Origin of the sequence: Micromonospora sp. LH3U1 (genome assembly GCF_028475105.1) — a bacterium.
Lineage (GTDB): Bacteria > Actinomycetota > Actinomycetes > Mycobacteriales > Micromonosporaceae > Micromonospora.
The window spans coordinates 4,451,220-4,466,075 of sequence record NZ_CP116936.1 but is presented as its reverse complement, the minus strand read 5'-3'; the positions used below and the strand labels follow the sequence as shown (position 1 = coordinate 4,466,075).

Below are 14,856 nucleotides of genomic sequence, written 5' to 3'. Positions count from 1 at the left end.
CGGCTCGGTCATCGGCTGATTATCGCCTTGTACCGGTCCCAGGCCCGCACCAACTGCATCCGATTGTGGATGCCCAGCTTGTGGTAGATGGATCGGAGCTGCGTGTCCACCGTGTGGAAGGAGACGAAGAGGCTCCCGGCCGCCTCCTTCTTCGTGGCACCGGCGGCGAGCATCTCGGCCACCCGCTCCTCGGCGGGGGTGAGCGCCTCGATGCCGGTGCGGAGCGGCTCGCCGATCGACGGCCGGTGGTGCGGGGTGGCAGCGAGTTCGACGCATCGCCGGTCGGCTATCGCCTGGTCGCCAGGGGCGCCGATCCGGGCGTAGAGGGCAGCCGCTTCGTGCGCGGCATCCCACGCCTGGGCGGGCCGCAGCCGTCGGTTGTTCGCGAGGTCGAGCAACGCGTCGGCCAGAGCCGGCCGTGCGGCGGTGGTGCGCAAGCCGTCGACCGCCGACCGGAGCGCGTCCGGGTCACGATCGAGCAGCCCTCTGGTCTGGTTGGCGAGTGCGTGCCACAGCGGGACCGGGGTGCGCGTGGCCACCAGCTCGACCAGTTCGGTGACCCGACGGGCGGCCCGGGTGTCGCCAGCGGCCACCGCCGCGCGCACCAGTCGGGGGCCGAACTGCGGCACGGGCAGGAGCGATCGGACCGACCGGTGCAGGTCGGCGACGACTCTGGTGAGGAGGCTCGCTGGCTCACTGATTGCCGGGTCGCGGACTGCGACACAGAAGGCGGGCGTCCACATCGTACTGTCGGGCCATTGTCTCTCCGCAAGGCACGTGCGGAGGGCGGCGCGCGCGGCATCGTGTTCTCCCTGGCGGTAGCGGACCTCGGCGATCACCGCGACAAGGAGGGCGCGCACCTCCGGGCTGATGTCCGCCGAGCCTGAGTTGAGCGTCGTGACAGCCAGCGCGGCGGCCTCGGGCAGCTCGCCCACCGCGACCATCCGCAGGCAGTCCAGGGCGGTCAGCCTGCTGCTGACCGGGGTGTCGGGCGGCGCCGTGTCGTCGGACGCCTGGCAGATCGCGGTCCGCGCGTCCTGGTGCCGAGCCAGGCCCAGCTGCACCAGGATTCGTTCAGCCCGGATGGACGTGGCGTCCTGGCGTGCCACCCAGGCGTCGGGGTCCAGGGCTGCCAGCACGGCGTGCGCGCCTGGCAGATCCCCGTGCGACAACGAGCGAGCCGCCCGGCCGAGGGCGAGGTGGCGGGCGGAGGAATGGTCACCGGACGTGGCGTGCGCGGTGCCCGCGTCGCGGAGCAGGGCATCGGCGTCCGGGTGTCCCGTGCGGGCCGCGATCGTGGCGACCATGGCGAGCAGAGTGCTTCGGCTCCGGGCGTCCAGTCGCTGGTCCAGCGCCTCTCGAAGACCGGCGAGGGCGACCGAGGGCTCCGCCGTGGTGAACAGCCGATGCCGTCGTTGCTCGGCGTCGGCGTCGGCGGCGATGTCGTCAGTTTGGAGCGTTCCGGCGTTGAAGGATGATTCGGACAATGGCGTTCTCCCCGGTGGTTACCCGGCGCGTCGAAAGGCCGTCCTGCGACCGAGCCTAGCCATGGTGGCTGGGGCGAGCGAGCAGATCGACGAACCGGCGGGATTGCGCCGAATGCGCCTGCCGTCCGGGTTCTGACGCGCCGCAATGGCGCGATCACGTGATGCGACGGCGCTGGCCCGCCCCCGATCATCGAAGGTATGGCCCACTCGACGTCGTCACCACTTCCCGGCCTGCGCCGGCTCCGGGTCGTACTGCTGGTCTTCGTCCTGTTCGCCAGCACCGGGGCGGGTGGACACGCTCCGCGGTGGATCCGCGTGGTGCTGATGGCGACGGCGGTGGCGATTCCCGCCGCGATAGCGGTCCAGTACGGCTGGCCCGGGGTGCGCACCCTGCTGGGGTTGTCGTCCCGGCTACGCCTGCGGGGCAGGTCCGTTCCCGCGCCACATCCGATCCCACCGGAGTGAGGAGACAGCGATCATGGCGAACAGCGATCCCCAGCCGCGACGCGGCGACCAGGGCGCACCGCCCTTCGCGGGCCGCAACATCGAGCTTGAGCGGCAGAACCCCGATCTTCTGGTGCCGCCGACGACGGACAGCCGGCTCGTGCCCAACCTCAAGTTCTCGTTCTCCCAGGCGCACACCCGGGTGGAGAAGGGCGGCTGGACCCGGGAGGTCACCAGCCGCGATCTGCCGATCGCCAGTCAGCTGGCCGGCGTCCAGTTCGGCCTGGAGCCAGGCGCGTACCGGGAGATTCACTGGCACCAACAGTCGGAGTGGGCGTACATGCTGAGCGGCAGTTGCCGGATCAGCGCCGTCGACCATGAGGGGCGCAACTTCATCGAGGACGTGAGAGAGGGCGATCTGTGGTTCTTTCCGCAGGGCGTGCCGCACAACATCCAGGCGCTGGACGACGGCGCCCAGTTCCTGCTGGTCTTCAACGACGGCGCCTTCTCGGAGAACAACACGTTCCTGCTCAGCGACTTCTTCGCACACACGCCTCGGCACGTCCTCGCGAAGAACTTCGGCTGGACGATGGAACAGATGGAGAACCTGCCCGAGCGGGAGAAGTACATCTTCCAGGGCGACGTCCCGCCGCCCCTGCAACAGGACCGGGTGATCAGCCCCACCGGTGACATCCCGCGAAGCTTCAAACACCGGATGACCGCCCAGACCCCGCAGCGTTTCCGGGGTGGAACGGTCCGGGTCACGGACTCGACCAACTTCGCCGCGTCCGTGACCACCGCCGCCGCCCTCGTCGAGGTCGAGCCCGGGGGACTGCGCGAGCTGCACTGGCATCCCACCACCGACGAGTGGCAGTACTACATCTCCGGCACCGGGCGGATGGGCGTCTTCGCGGCTCAGGCCGCCGCCCGGACGTTCGACTTCCAGGCGGGCGACGTGGGCTACGTCCCCTTCGCGTACGGCCACTACATCGAGAACACCGGCGACGAGCCGCTGGTGTTCCTGGAGATGTTCCGGCATCCCCGCTTCGAGGACATCTCGGTGATGCAGTGGATGGCCAACACGCCACACGAGATCATCGCGGACACGATCAACGTGCAGAAGTCGATCGTCGACGCGTTGCCGACCACCAAACAAACCGTGGTCTGACCCCGGCGGCGGATTCACCCAGCCTCACCACGCATCCGAGTGGTAGCCCAGGTTCACGGCCAGCGCGGCCACCGCGGTGGCGAAGAACACGGCCCATCCCACGAGCTGGCGGGAACCGACGCGCAGGTGCGCGACGAGCGCGCCGACGAAGTACAGCACGAGGCCAGCGGCGGCGAGGGTGCCCAGCAGCGGCACGGCGAACCCGGCCAGCAGCCCCAACGAGCCGGCTGCCAGCAACGTCCCCAACACCGGCACCCAGGACCGGGGCAGGCGCTTCATGTCCACCTGTGCCTTCGGATAGTCGTGGCCGATCAGGTAGGTGACGGCGGCGACTCCGGTGAAGACCGCCGCGAGGATGGTGACCGTGACGTAAGCGACGAACATGAGGCTCTCCTTGGTAGGTGCTACAAGGACGAGCTGGCGCTGCGGGGTGTGACCGATCCATGCCTTCGATGACGGGTATGGCGTCCGGGCTGGTCGGCCGCACCAGAGGAAGAGTTCCGGCGGCGCTCAGTTGATCAACGAACTGCTCGCGTCGTGGCGACGGCGGCGGCGGCGGGCCGTGCGGGTCGAGTCGACCGGCTAGCGTCCCCTGGGATCGTCGTCCAGACCGACCAGGACGACTTCCAGCCTGCGAGGGCCGTGCACTCCCTCAACCCGGTTGAGCTCGATGTCGCTGGTCGCGGACGGACCTGAGATCCAGGTCTGTGGCGTGCGCGGGTCCAGCCGGGTCAGCGCCTCCGGCAACAGGCCGACGACCTGGTCGCTGCGGACGACGCAGATGTGCCGGTCGGGCACCAGGGTGAGTGCCCGCCGCCCCTGCGCCGGGCCGGCGTCGAGGATGATGGTGCCCGTGTCGGCGACCGCCACGGCGCAGCCGGTCAGGACCGCGTCCAGGCCGTCGAGGTCGGCCGACGACAGCGGGGGAGCGTCGCGGTGCACCTGCCCGGTGTAGCCGGCCAGCCACTCGGCGGGGATGTCGGTGGGAACGGCGAGCCGGCCGACCTTCGCCAACAGCGCGGGAAGCGCGCCGAGGCCACGGTGGACGACCGCCCGGTAGTCCTCCAACCGGTCGATGAGGATCTCGACCAGGTCGGGGCGATCATCGACCTGGCGGTACTGGCGAGGCACCTCCACCGGCGGCGGGTTGTCGGCCAGGGCCGTCCGGAGCCGCGCCAGGATCTCGTCACGTGCGGTCACTGCTGGTCCCACCATTCACGGAAGGTCTGCGGCGCGGGCAGCGGTAGGTCTCGGGAGCGGGTCCACGCCGAGGCGGGCCAGGGCAGCCGGCGCAGCGTACGAGCGCCGGTGCGCCGTTCGCGGTACGCGCCGAGAGGACCCGCGCCGGCCCGGGCCAGGCGCAGGGCGGCGGCCCATCGCCGAGGGCTCCGCATGACCCACGACAGGACGCGCATGGTGGCCCGTTCAGCCAGCGGATGCGGTGCCTGCTGGCGTAGATGGACCAGGATCTCCGGAATATTGATCTTTACCGGACACACGTCGTAGCAGGCGCCGCAGAGGGTCGACGCGTACGGCAGGGAAGCGTTGTCGGCCACGCCGGTCAGCTGGGGTGACAGGATCGCGCCGATCGGACCCGGATACACCGATCCGTACGCGTGCCCGCCGGCCCGCTCGTACACCGGGCAGACGTTGAGGCACGCGGAGCAGCGGATGCAGGAGAGCGTCGGCCGCCCGACCGGGTCGGCGAGCACCGCGGACCGGCCATTGTCGACAAGGACGACGTGCACGGACTGGGGGCCGTCCCCGGGGGTGACGCCGGTCCACATCGAGGTGTACGGGTTCATCCGCTCACCGGTCGAGGATCGCGGCAACAGTTGCAGGAAGACCTCCAGGTCGGTGAAGGTCGGCAGCAGCTTCTCGACGCCGACGACGCTGATCAGCGTCTCCGGGAGGGTGAGGCACATCCGCCCGTTGCCTTCGGACTCCACGACCACCAGGGTGCCGGTGTCGGCGATGGCGAAGTTGGCGCCGGAGACGGCGACCCGGGCCGAGAGGAAACGTCGTCGCAGATGGGCGCGTGCCGCCTCGGCCAGCGCGGACGGTTCGTCGCTGAGGTCGGCCGGCGCGTCGGGCATGCGACGGTGGAAGATCTCCCGGATCTGTGCCCGGTTGTAGTGGATCGCCGGCACCAGGATGTGCGAGGGGGTGTCGTCGCCGAGCTGCACGATCAGCTCCGCGAGGTCGGTCTCGTACGCGGCGATGCCGGCTGCTTCCAGGGCCTCGTTGAGCTCGATCTCCTGGGTTGCCATCGACTTGACCTTGACGACCTCGTCGGCCCCGGCGGCCCGGGTCAACTCGACCACGATCCGGCAGGCCTCGGCGGCGTCGCGGGCCCAGTGCACGGTGGCGCCGGCAGCGGTGGCGGACGCCTCGAACTGCTCCAGCAGCTCAGGCAACCGGCGTTGGACGTCCGCCTTGATCGCGGCGCCGGCGTCACGAAGAGCCTCCCAGTCGGGTACCTCGTCGACGACCCGCGCGCGCTTGCCACGGATGGTGCGGGTGGCCCGGTGCAGGTTGGCCCGCAGTTGTGTGTCGGCGACGGCCGGCGCGGCTGCGGTGGGAAAGGGCAGCGGCGTGCGAATCCGCCCGCCTCCGGTGGCCGGCGCGGCCGACGCGCCAGTGCCGGACCGGTCGACGCCGGGACGGTTCACGAGGTGGCCCCCGTCGCGGCGAGGATCTCGGCGTAGTGCACGGCCCGCACGCCCGACCGGTGGCGGTCCAGGCCGCCCCCGATGTGTGCCAGGCAGGAGTTGTCGGCGGCGGCGAGCACCCGTGCCCCGGTGTCGCGGACCCGGGCGCACTTGTCGGTGAGCATCGCCGTGGAGACGTCCGGGTTCTTCAGGGCGAACGTGCCGCCGAAGCCGCAGCACTCCTCGGCGTCGCCGAGCTCGACCAGCTGGATCCCGCGAACCTGGCGCAGCAGCTTCAGCGGCCGGTCGCCCAGTCGCAGCATTCGCAGGCCATGGCAGGTGGGGTGGTAGGTGACCGTTTCCGGGAACTCGGCACCGACGTCGGTGACACCGAGGACGTCGACGAGCAACTCGGACAGCTCGTAGGTGCGGGCGGCCACCGGCGCGGCGGGCGGGTGCAGGCGTGGGTACTGGTCGCGGATCATCGCCGTGCACGATCCGGACGGCGCGACGATGGCGTCGTACTCGTCGAAGACGTCGACGTAGTTGCGCACCATCGGCATCGCCTCGGCCCGGTAACCCGTGTTGGCGTGCATCTGCCCGCAACAGGTCTGGTCGGTGGGAAAGTCGACGGTGTGGCCGAGCCGCCGCAGGATGCGGGTGACCGCGATGCCGGTGCCCGGGTATGCGAGGTCGTTGACGCAGGTGATGAAGAGGGCGATCCGCATGGCGGCTCCTCGGATGTGTCGGGGGCGGGTCACGCCGAGTCGTGCGGTGCTCCGGGCGCGGGAAGCTGGTCGAAGGCGGGCAGGTGGCGCTCCCGGGCGGCGGTCAGGTGGGAGCGCATCGCCTCGGTGGCGGCCGAGGAGTCGCCGGCCACGATGGCGGCGGCGATGCGCTGGTGCTCGGTGTTGGTGTCCGGGGCGCCGGCGACCGGAAAGTACAGCCGGTGCAGGTGCAGGTGCGAGTGCAGTCGCGTGATGCTGTCGCGGAGCAGTGGGCTGCCGGCGACCTCGGCGATCAGGTCATGGAATTTCGCGTCCAGTGCGGTGAAGGCGGCGTGTCGACGGTATCCGTCGCCGGCCTCCACGTCGATGCGCGCCGACGCCTCGGCGCTGATGCGTTGCCGCGCCTCAGCGGACGCGTGTGCGGCGGCCCGGCCGGCGGTCGCGCCCTCCAACACCAGGCGGACGTCGAACAGGTCGTCGAACTCGGCGCGGCTCAGCAGCGGCGTGGTGGTGTAGCCGGACAGCGGGCGTTTGCGGACCAGGCCGTCGGCTTCCAGTCGGGCGAGGGCCTCGCGCACCGGGGTGGGGGAGACGTCGAGCTCCCGGGCGAGAGCGTCGATGTTGACCCGCTCGCCGGGCGGCAGGATGTGGTCCATGACCAGCGTCTTTATCGACTCGTAGACATCCTCGCTGAGGGTGAGTCGTCGGGCGGGACGGAGTCGGCCCTCGCGAGCTTCCTGCTGGGCCATCTCGTCTCCTCAACAACCCCTTGACTGTGCCGGTCTGAGCGAGTACACACTAGCAAAGCAATATCCTATAGGAAATAGGTTCCCCTCCCCCCGCCGCCGTCTCACCACCACCACCCCCGAGGAGACGAACATGTCGCGCAGAATGCTGTCCCGGATCGGCTCGGGCCTCACCGTCCTGGCCCTCGCCACGACCACCGTGGCCTGCACCAAGAAGAGCGCCGACACCGACACCGAAGCCGGCGGTCGGGAACCAGCGCAGGTCAAGGTCGCGCTCGTGCCCGGCGGCTCGCACCCCTACTTCCAGCCCTGGAAGGACGCCGGGACCAAGGCCAAGTCGGAGTTCGCCCTCGGCGACGTGACCTTCAACGAGACGGCCGGCTGGGATCAGACCAAGCAGAACGACGTGCTCAAGTCCCTGGCCGCACAGGGTTACAACGCCTTCGGGGTCTTCGGCGTCTCACCGGACAACATCAACTCCACCTTCGAGGACCTCAAGCGGCAGGGCTTCCCCGTCGCCTCCCTGGCATCCTGCCCGGCTGGGGCCAACAAGGCCGACTTCTGCCTCTCCACCGACGTGGAGGTCGCCGCGTACAAGGGCGCCAAGGCCGCCATCGACGCGATGGGCGGTCAGGGCAACCTGGTCCACCTGACCGGAAACAAGGTCGACTCCAACACCCAGCGCCGGATCAAGGGCGTGGAGAAGGCGGTCGGAGAGACCGGCGGCAAGGTGGTGCTGATCCAGAGCGTCACCGACATCGACAAGGACCTGCAGAGCGCCCAGAAGGCCGTGGCCGACCTCCTCGCCGCCAAGGGTCGTCAGATCCAGGCGATCGTGAACACCGCCTACAACCCGGCGGTCGCCTCCGCCGAGGGCGTGCGCCAGTCGAAGCTGCCCATCAAGGTCATCGCCATCGACGACGACCCGGCGGTCCTCGACGGACTGCGCGGCGGGTCGGTGTCCGCCACCATCCTGCAGAACCCGGTCGGCCAGGCCCGGGTCGGCTCGTACGCCCTCATGAAGCTCAGCGGCGGCTGCACGATCGCCACGCCCGGGGTCACGATCGACTCCGGCTCGTTCGTGGTGACCAAGGACAACCTGGAGGGCTACGAGGCCGACCGCACCGCGACCACCGAGGAGCTGAAGAAGAAGTTCGACGGCGATCTCCTCAAGTGCAGCTGATGTCGAAGATCACGGAGGCTGAGGCCTACCTCGTCGACATTCCCGTCGAGACCGTCCGCACCGACGCGATACAGGCGTTCCTGAAGCAGGAAACGGTCTTCGTCGAGGTGCGGACGGCCGACGGCGGGCACGGCACGGGTTACTCGTACACGATCGGGACCGGTGGCACCGCGGTGCTCGCGCTGCTGCGCGACTACCTGCTGCCACACCTGGTCGGCCGCGACGCGAGCCGGGTGGAAGCGGTGTGGCGCGACCTGCATGCCGCCACCCGTGCCACCGCCGTCGGTGCTGTCACCTCGCTGGCCCTCGCCGCGGTCGACACCGCGTTGTGGGATCTGCGCGCCCGAGCCGCCGGCCTGCCCCTGTGGGTGCTCGCCGGCGGCGCCAAGGAGCGGATCCCGCTGTACGACACGGAGGGTGGCTGGCTGCACCTCACCGAAGATGAGCTAGTCGCCGGTGCGAAGGCGTCCCAGGAGGCCGGCTGGCGCGGCGTCAAGCTCAAGGTGGGTAAGCCGAACGCGGCCGAGGACGCCGCCCGGATCGGTGCGGTGCGGGCGGCCCTCGGCGACCGCTTCGACGTGATGGTCGACGCCAACCAGTCACTGACCGCCGCCGAGGCGATCAGCCGAGCCCGGCTCCTCGAACCGCACCAGCTCGCCTGGTTCGAGGAGCCGTTGCCGGCCGACGACGTCGCCGGGCACGAGCTGCTCGCCCGTGCGACGAGCATCCCGATCGCCGTCGGGGAGTCGATGTACTCGATCGGCCAGTTCGCCGAGTACCTGCGTCGCCAGGCCGCCGGAATCGTCCAGGTCGACGTCGCGCGGATCGGTGGCATCACCCCGTGGCTCAAGGTCGCGCACCTGGCCGAGGCCTGCAACGTGGTGGTCTGCCCGCACTTCCTCATGGAACTGCACGTGAGCCTCTGCGCGGCCGTGCCGAACAGTCGCTACGTCGAGCACATCCCGCAACTGCGCGCGATCACCCGGACCGAGATCGCCATCGTCGACGGCCATGCGGTCGCCCCGGACGAGCCCGGCCTCGGGATCGACTGGGACCGCGACGCGATCGAGGACAGGAGGGTGGCGTGAAGACGGAAACAGCGCCGGAGGCGCCAGCGGCGCCGCCGGCCGGCGATCCGAGGCCCCCGACCAGGGCCCTGCCGGTCTGGGCGAACCCCCGACTCGGCCTGCTCATCGTCATCGCCGCGCTGGTCGTCCTCTTCTCGTCGCTGACCCCCGCGTTCCTCGACCCCCGCCTCACCCTCGCACCGCTACAGGCCGACATCAGCGTGTACGTCGTGGTCGGTCTCGCCCAGCTCGCCGTGCTCTCGCTCGGGCACATGAACATGGCCGTCGGCCGGATGGCCGCGCTGTCCACCTTCGCGATGGGCCTGGTCTACGACCGGCTCGGCCTGCCACTGCTGGTCGGTCTGCTCGTGGGTCTCGTCGTCGGGGCGGGCATCGGCGCGCTCGCCGGCCTACTCATCGCCAAGACCGGCGTGAACAGCTTCGTGGTGACCCTCGCGCTCGACTTCGGGCTGCTGGGCCTGGTCACGATCCTCTACACGTGGGCCACCGGCGGGGTGGCGTTCGCGGTGCAGCCCAGCGGGCTGTCCGCCCTGCGCTTCGACACCTTCGCCGACTACTGCATGGGGGAGGTCTGTGGACCCCGGATCCCGCTTGTCGTGCCGATCGCGGTGGTTGCGGCGCTCGGCGTCGGGCTGCTGTTCCGGCATGCCCGGCTGGGCCGGGAGATCCTCATGACCGGCTCCAACACGCTTGCCGCGAAGCTGTCCGGCATCCCCACGCACCGCCGAGTCGTCGCCGCACACGCGTTGAGCGGGCTGCTCGCCGCGCTGGCCGGCTTCCTGCTCGCCGCCAACAACGGGGCATTCTCCGCCAGCATCGGTGAGTCGTTCCTGCTGCCGTCGTTCCTGGCCCCGGTGCTGGGCGGCACACTGCTCGCCGGTGGCGCGGTCAGCGTCCTCGGCACCGCGCTCGGCGCAACCCTCACCCAGGTCATCTACAAGGGCCTCAACCTGCTGCAGTTCTCCCTGGAGGAGCTGAAGCTCTACATCGGACTGGTTTTGCTCGCGGCGCTGTCGCTGGACCGGCTTCGGGCCGTGATCGCCGAGCGAAGGGCGGTGTCGTCATCATGAGGAGCCTCGTCCGGACCAACGAGTTCACCCTCGCGGTGATCGCGGCTCTCGGGTTCGCCGCGCTCGCGGTCGCCACCGACTTCAACCTGCTCACCGCCGGCACCCTCGACGCGTTCCTGCGCTTCCTCGCCCTGCCGATCGTCATCGGCCTGGCCCAGATGGTGGTGCTCGCCGTCGGTCAGATGAACCTCTCGGTGGGGGTGCTCACCGGGTTCTGCGCGGTGGCCTCAGGATGGCTGATGATCGACGCCGGGCTCCCCGCCCCGGTCGCTGTGCTCGCCGCGCTGGCCCTCGGCGCCGTCGTCGGGCTGGTCAACGGTCTGCTGGTGATCTTCACTCGAATAAACGGTTTCATCGTCACCCTCGCCACCATGACGATCCTCGAAGGGCTGCGGTACGGGGTGAACGGCACGGGCACCTACCAGGGCTACTCGCCCGGGCTGCGGGAACTCGGGCAGGCATCTCTGGCCGGCGTACCCGTGGTGTTCCTGCTGGCGGTCGCGATCGCCGTTGCGACGGCACTGTTCTTCCGGCGTACGGTGCCCGGGCGGCACCTGCTCGCCTCCGGCGGCAACCCGTTCGCCGCGCGGTTGTCGGGCATCTCCAACGACCGGGCGCTGGTGCTGGCCCACACCCTGTCGGGCCTGCTGGCCGGCTTCGCCGCCGTGATCGTGGTGGCCGCCTTCGGCTCGGTGAACGCCTCGATCGGCGACGACCTGCTGCTGCCCAGCTTCGCCGCGCCGATCATCGGGGGAGTGGCCCTGGCCGGCGGCATGATCAGCGTGACCGGCACGGTGCTCGCGGCATTCCTGGTGCGGCTTGTCGACGTGAGCCAGTCGCAGTTCGACATCAACCGGCGGTGGGTGGACCTCATCATCGGGGCGGTCGTCCTCGGCGCGGTCCTGCTGGGTCAGTTCCGCGACAAGCTCTCCGGAGGTAGGCGATGAGCGTCGTGCTGTCCGCGGAGAAGCTGGTCAAGACGTTCCCCGGGGTGCGTGCCCTGGACGAGGCGACGCTGACCCTGACCGCCGGCAGCGTGCACGCGCTGCTCGGCGAGAACGGCGCCGGCAAGAGCACCCTGATCAAGATCCTGACCGGGGTGTACCGGCCGGACGGTGGGCAGCTGCGACTGCTCGGGCCGGACGGGCAGCCGCGCACGGTGCAGCTCGGCAACCCGCAGGACGCCCAGCGGGCCGGCATCGGTGTGGTCCACCAGGAGCGCAACCTGATTCCGGCGTTCACCGTCGCGGAGAACATCTGCCTGCAACATCTGCCCCGGCGCGCCGGCCTGCTCGACCGGGCGGCGCTGCGCACCGAGGCCCGCCGTTGCCTCGACCTGCTCGACCTCGACCTGGACCCCGACCTGCCGGTGTCGCGGCTGTCGGTGGCCCAGATGCAGTTGGTGGAGATCGCCAAGGCGTTGTCGGCCGACTCGACCGTGCTGTTGCTCGACGAGCCGACCGCGTCGCTGACCAACGACGAGGCCGACCGGCTCTACGGCATCGTGCGTCGGCTGTCGGAACGGGGTCACTCCACCGTGCTGGTCAGCCACAAACTGGAAGAGGTCTTCGCGGTCGCCGACACGGTGACCGTGCTGCGTGACGGGCGCAGCGTCGCCGAGGCGGAGTCCCTCGCCGACCACAGCCGCGAGCAGATCGTCGACCTGATGGTCGGCCGGGCGTACCAGCAGGTGCACCTTGCCGCCCGCACCGTAACGGCGGACGCCGAACCGGCGCTGGCGCTCGATCACGTCTCCACCGGCGCCGGCCACCACGACGTCAGCCTCGCCGTACGCCCGGGCGAGATCGTCGGCCTGTACGGGCTGGTCGGCGCCGGCCGCAGTGAGCTGGCCAAGGCGCTCCTCGGCCTCGACCGGATCACCGCCGGTGAGGTGCGGGTGCACGGGCGCCCAGCCCGGATCCGGGACGTGGGCGACGCCCTGCACCGCTACCGGATCGGATACGTCACCGAGAACCGCAAGGAGGAGGGGCTCTTCCTCGACCAGACCGTCGCCCGCAACACCGCGGTGACGGTGTGGCGCCGGCTGGCCCGGCTGGGACTTGTCCGCGACCGGGCGGAGCGGGTGCTGGTCGACGAGTACGTCGATCGGCTGGGCATCCGCCTCGCCTCGCCCGACCAACTCGCCGGCCAGCTCTCCGGCGGCAACCAGCAGAAGGTCAGCCTGGCCAAGTGGCTGGCCGCCGACTGCGACGTCCTGATCATCGACGAACCCACCGTCGGCATCGACGTCCGCACCAAGGCGGCGTTCCACGAGTTGATCGCGGGCCTTGCCGCGCGGGGCATGGCCATCCTGCTGATCTCGTCGGACCTGCCGGAGATGGTCACCCTCACCGACCGGATCGCGGTGATGCGGGAGTTCGCCATCGTGGGTGAGCTGGACAACGACCACGACTACGACCGGATGAGCCAGTCGGTGATCCGGTTCATCCACGACGGGCAGGGGGTCGCGGCGTGAAGGCCACCGAACAGGTGACGCTGGGGCGTACCGACGTGGCGGTGACCCGGCTCGGCCTCGGGCTGGCCCCGATCGGTGGCCTCTTCACCGCCGTCGGCGACGAGGTCGCCCACGCCACCGTCGAGGCGGCCTGGGACCTCGGGCTGCGCTACTTCGACACCGCCCCGCTCTACGGCTGCGGCCTCTCCGAGCGGCGGGCCGGAGCGGTCCTCGCCGACAAGCCGCGCACCGAGTTCGCCCTCTCCACCAAGGTGGGGCGGCTGCTCGTCCCCGGCGGTGGTGACGGGCAGGAGTTCTGGGCCGAGCCGACCGACCTCGCGCCGCAGTTCGACTTCTCCGCCGCCGGGGTGCGCCGCTCCCATGCGGAGAGCCTGGCCCGGTTGGGGCTGGACCGGATCGACATCGCACACATCCACGACCCGGACGACCACCTCGCCGAGGCGGTCGCCGGGGCGTACCCGGCGCTGGCCCAGCTGCGGGAAGCCGGCGAGATCGGCGCGGTCAGCGCCGGGATGAACCAGGCCCCCGCACTTGTCGAGTTGGCCCACGCCGGCGACTTCGACTGCTTCATGCTCGCTGGCCGGTACACCCTGCTCGACCAGTCCGGCCTCGACGAACTGCTGCCGGTGTGCCAGGAGAAGGGAATCTCCGTCCTCGCCGCCGGGGTCTACAACTCGGGCCTCCTGGCCGACCCGAGGCCGGGCGCCCACTACGACTACGCCCCGGCCGACCGGGAGCTGGTCCAACGCGCCACGGCGATCCGGGCGGTCTGCGAGCGGCACGGCGTGCCGCTGCGGGCCGCGGCGATCCAGTTCCCGCTCGGCCATCCGGCGGTCGCCAGCGTGGTGATCGGCGCCCGCGACCCGCAGCAGATCGCCGACAACGTGGCGATGTTCGAGTGGGACGTGCCCGGTGCGCTGTGGGCCGAGCTCAAGGCCGAGGGCCTGCTGTCGGGCGAGGTGCCGACACCGTGATCATCGACGCGCACCACCACCTGTGGACCGCTGACTACCCCTGGCTCGCCGCACCGGGCCTGGAGTCGATCCGGCGCGACTACACCGTCGCCGACCTCGTACCCCGGCTCGACGAGGCCGGCGTGACGGCGACCCTGCTGGTCGAGGCCGGCCGCTGCGACGCCGCCGAGACCGCCGAGTTTCTGGCTCTCGCCGCTGCTACCGCCCGGATCGCCGGTGTGGTTGGTTGGGCGTCGCTCACCGACCCGGCCATCGCCGCCACCCTCGCCGGCTACCGCGACCTGCCCGGCGCCACGAAGCTGGTCGGCATCCGCGACCAGGTACAGGGCGTCGTCGACCCCGGGCACCTGGCTCGCCCCGACGTGCGCGCCGCCCTGGTGGCGATCGGGGCCGCCGGCCTCACCGTCGACCTGGTCGTCCACGTCGGACAACTGCCCGCCTGCGCCGAGGCGGCGCGGGCCACGCCGGGCACCACCTTCGTCCTCGACCACCTGGGCAAGCCCAGGATCGCCGCCACCGGCCTCGCCGAGTGGCGCACGGCGGTACGCGACCTGGCGGGCTGCGACAACGTCGTCGCGAAGCTCTCCGGGCTGCTCACCGAGGCCGGCCCCGGGTGGCGGGTGGCCGACATCCGGCCGTACGTCGACACCGCGCTGGAGTTGTTCGGCCCGCACCGGCTGATGGCCGGCTCGGACTGGCCCGTCTGCGACCTCGTCGCCTCCTACGCCGAGGCGTGGGCAGCGCTCGACGCCTGTCTGGGTGAGCTGTCGCCCGACGAGCGAACCGCGGTCCTGGCCGGCACCGCAATTCGTACCTATGCACTGGAGGTTGGTTCGTGAGA

15 protein-coding genes are annotated in these 14,856 nt (G+C 70.7%); 9 read left to right on the top strand and 6 right to left on the bottom strand.

Going from position 1 to position 14,856, the window contains the following annotated elements:
• Nucleotides 1-8 precede the first annotated feature (8 nt).
• Nucleotides 9-1,487 carry a helix-turn-helix transcriptional regulator gene (locus PCA76_RS20400; protein WP_272612062.1) on the bottom strand — a complete coding sequence of 493 codons (1,479 nt, stop codon included), beginning with the start codon at nt 1,485-1,487 and terminating at the stop codon, nt 9-11.
• A gap of 198 nt (nt 1,488-1,685) precedes the next feature.
• Here PCA76_RS20400 and PCA76_RS20395 point away from each other — a divergent pair, with 198 nt between their 5' ends.
• Both PCA76_RS20395 and PCA76_RS20390 read left to right on the top strand, forming a co-directional pair.
• Nucleotides 1,686-1,952, top strand: a complete 267-nt coding sequence (locus tag PCA76_RS20395) for a hypothetical protein (RefSeq protein ID WP_272612061.1) — start codon at nt 1,686-1,688, stop codon at nt 1,950-1,952.
• A 13-nt stretch (nt 1,953-1,965) separates the two neighbouring features.
• Nucleotides 1,966-3,099: a cupin domain-containing protein gene (locus PCA76_RS20390; RefSeq protein ID WP_272612059.1), complete on the top strand. Its 1,134-nt coding sequence runs from the start codon at nt 1,966-1,968 to the stop codon at nt 3,097-3,099.
• A 24-nt stretch (nt 3,100-3,123) separates the two neighbouring features.
• On the opposite strand, the gene PCA76_RS20385 is transcribed toward PCA76_RS20390, so the two are convergent.
• The 5 genes from PCA76_RS20385 to PCA76_RS20365 all read right to left on the bottom strand — a co-directional run bounded on the left by PCA76_RS20385 (nt 3,124) and on the right by PCA76_RS20365 (nt 7,227).
• Nucleotides 3,124-3,483 (bottom strand): DoxX family protein, encoded by a 360-nt coding sequence (locus PCA76_RS20385; protein ID WP_272612058.1) that lies wholly within the window; start codon nt 3,481-3,483, stop codon nt 3,124-3,126.
• A 198-nt stretch (nt 3,484-3,681) separates the two neighbouring features.
• Nucleotides 3,682-4,299, bottom strand: coding sequence for a LutC/YkgG family protein (locus PCA76_RS20380; RefSeq protein WP_272612057.1), 618 nt, complete (start codon nt 4,297-4,299; stop codon nt 3,682-3,684).
• Entirely contained in the window at nt 4,296-5,771 is a 1,476-nt protein-coding gene (locus PCA76_RS20375) for a LutB/LldF family L-lactate oxidation iron-sulfur protein (protein WP_442930146.1), read from the bottom strand. The genes PCA76_RS20380 and PCA76_RS20375 overlap by 4 nt, the downstream gene beginning before the upstream one ends.
• Nucleotides 5,768-6,478 (bottom strand): (Fe-S)-binding protein, encoded by a 711-nt coding sequence (locus PCA76_RS20370; RefSeq protein ID WP_272612056.1) that lies wholly within the window; start codon nt 6,476-6,478, stop codon nt 5,768-5,770. Before PCA76_RS20370 ends, PCA76_RS20375 begins: the two co-directional genes overlap by 4 nt.
• A gap of 29 nt (nt 6,479-6,507) precedes the next feature.
• Entirely contained in the window at nt 6,508-7,227 is a 720-nt protein-coding gene (locus tag PCA76_RS20365; protein WP_272612055.1) for a GntR family transcriptional regulator, read from the bottom strand.
• Between the two features lie 130 nt (nt 7,228-7,357).
• Between PCA76_RS20365 and PCA76_RS20360 the strand changes: the two genes are divergently transcribed.
• The 7 genes from PCA76_RS20360 to PCA76_RS20330 are packed head-to-tail and all read left to right on the top strand — an operon-like array spanning nt 7,358 to nt 14,854.
• Nucleotides 7,358-8,407 carry a sugar ABC transporter substrate-binding protein gene (locus tag PCA76_RS20360; RefSeq protein WP_272612054.1) on the top strand — a complete coding sequence of 350 codons (1,050 nt, stop codon included), beginning with the start codon at nt 7,358-7,360 and terminating at the stop codon, nt 8,405-8,407.
• On the top strand, nt 8,407-9,495 hold the full coding sequence (locus PCA76_RS20355) for a mandelate racemase/muconate lactonizing enzyme family protein (RefSeq protein ID WP_272612053.1): 1,089 nt from the start codon (nt 8,407-8,409) through the stop codon (nt 9,493-9,495). Before PCA76_RS20360 ends, PCA76_RS20355 begins: the two co-directional genes overlap by 1 nt.
• Nucleotides 9,492-10,565 (top strand): ABC transporter permease, encoded by a 1,074-nt coding sequence (locus PCA76_RS20350; RefSeq protein ID WP_272612052.1) that lies wholly within the window; start codon nt 9,492-9,494, stop codon nt 10,563-10,565. Before PCA76_RS20355 ends, PCA76_RS20350 begins: the two co-directional genes overlap by 4 nt.
• Nucleotides 10,562-11,512 (top strand): ABC transporter permease, encoded by a 951-nt coding sequence (locus PCA76_RS20345; RefSeq protein WP_272612051.1) that lies wholly within the window; start codon nt 10,562-10,564, stop codon nt 11,510-11,512. The genes PCA76_RS20350 and PCA76_RS20345 overlap by 4 nt, the downstream gene beginning before the upstream one ends.
• Nucleotides 11,509-13,041, top strand: coding sequence for a sugar ABC transporter ATP-binding protein (locus PCA76_RS20340; RefSeq protein WP_272612050.1), 1,533 nt, complete (start codon nt 11,509-11,511; stop codon nt 13,039-13,041). Before PCA76_RS20345 ends, PCA76_RS20340 begins: the two co-directional genes overlap by 4 nt.
• Nucleotides 13,038-14,015, top strand: coding sequence for an aldo/keto reductase (locus tag PCA76_RS20335; protein WP_272612049.1), 978 nt, complete (start codon nt 13,038-13,040; stop codon nt 14,013-14,015). The genes PCA76_RS20340 and PCA76_RS20335 overlap by 4 nt, the downstream gene beginning before the upstream one ends.
• Nucleotides 14,012-14,854, top strand: coding sequence for an amidohydrolase family protein (locus PCA76_RS20330; protein WP_272612048.1), 843 nt, complete (start codon nt 14,012-14,014; stop codon nt 14,852-14,854). The genes PCA76_RS20335 and PCA76_RS20330 overlap by 4 nt, the downstream gene beginning before the upstream one ends.
• Nucleotides 14,855-14,856 lie beyond the last annotated feature (2 nt).

Excerpts from the sequence above, each read along its gene's own strand:
- PCA76_RS20395 (WP_272612061.1), top strand. The coding sequence starts at position 1,686 with ATGGCCCACTCGACGTCGTCACCACTTCCCGGCCTGCGCCGGCTCCGG.
- PCA76_RS20390 (WP_272612059.1), top strand. The coding sequence starts at position 1,966 with ATGGCGAACAGCGATCCCCAGCCGCGACGCGGCGACCAGGGCGCACCG.
- PCA76_RS20385 (WP_272612058.1), bottom strand. The coding sequence starts at position 3,483 with ATGTTCGTCGCTTACGTCACGGTCACCATCCTCGCGGCGGTCTTCACC.
- PCA76_RS20370 (WP_272612056.1), bottom strand. The coding sequence starts at position 6,478 with ATGCGGATCGCCCTCTTCATCACCTGCGTCAACGACCTCGCATACCCG.
- PCA76_RS20365 (WP_272612055.1), bottom strand. The coding sequence starts at position 7,227 with ATGGCCCAGCAGGAAGCTCGCGAGGGCCGACTCCGTCCCGCCCGACGA.
- PCA76_RS20360 (WP_272612054.1), top strand. The coding sequence starts at position 7,358 with ATGTCGCGCAGAATGCTGTCCCGGATCGGCTCGGGCCTCACCGTCCTG.
- PCA76_RS20355 (WP_272612053.1), top strand. The coding sequence starts at position 8,407 with ATGTCGAAGATCACGGAGGCTGAGGCCTACCTCGTCGACATTCCCGTC.
- PCA76_RS20345 (WP_272612051.1), top strand. The coding sequence starts at position 10,562 with ATGAGGAGCCTCGTCCGGACCAACGAGTTCACCCTCGCGGTGATCGCG.
- PCA76_RS20340 (WP_272612050.1), top strand. The coding sequence starts at position 11,509 with ATGAGCGTCGTGCTGTCCGCGGAGAAGCTGGTCAAGACGTTCCCCGGG.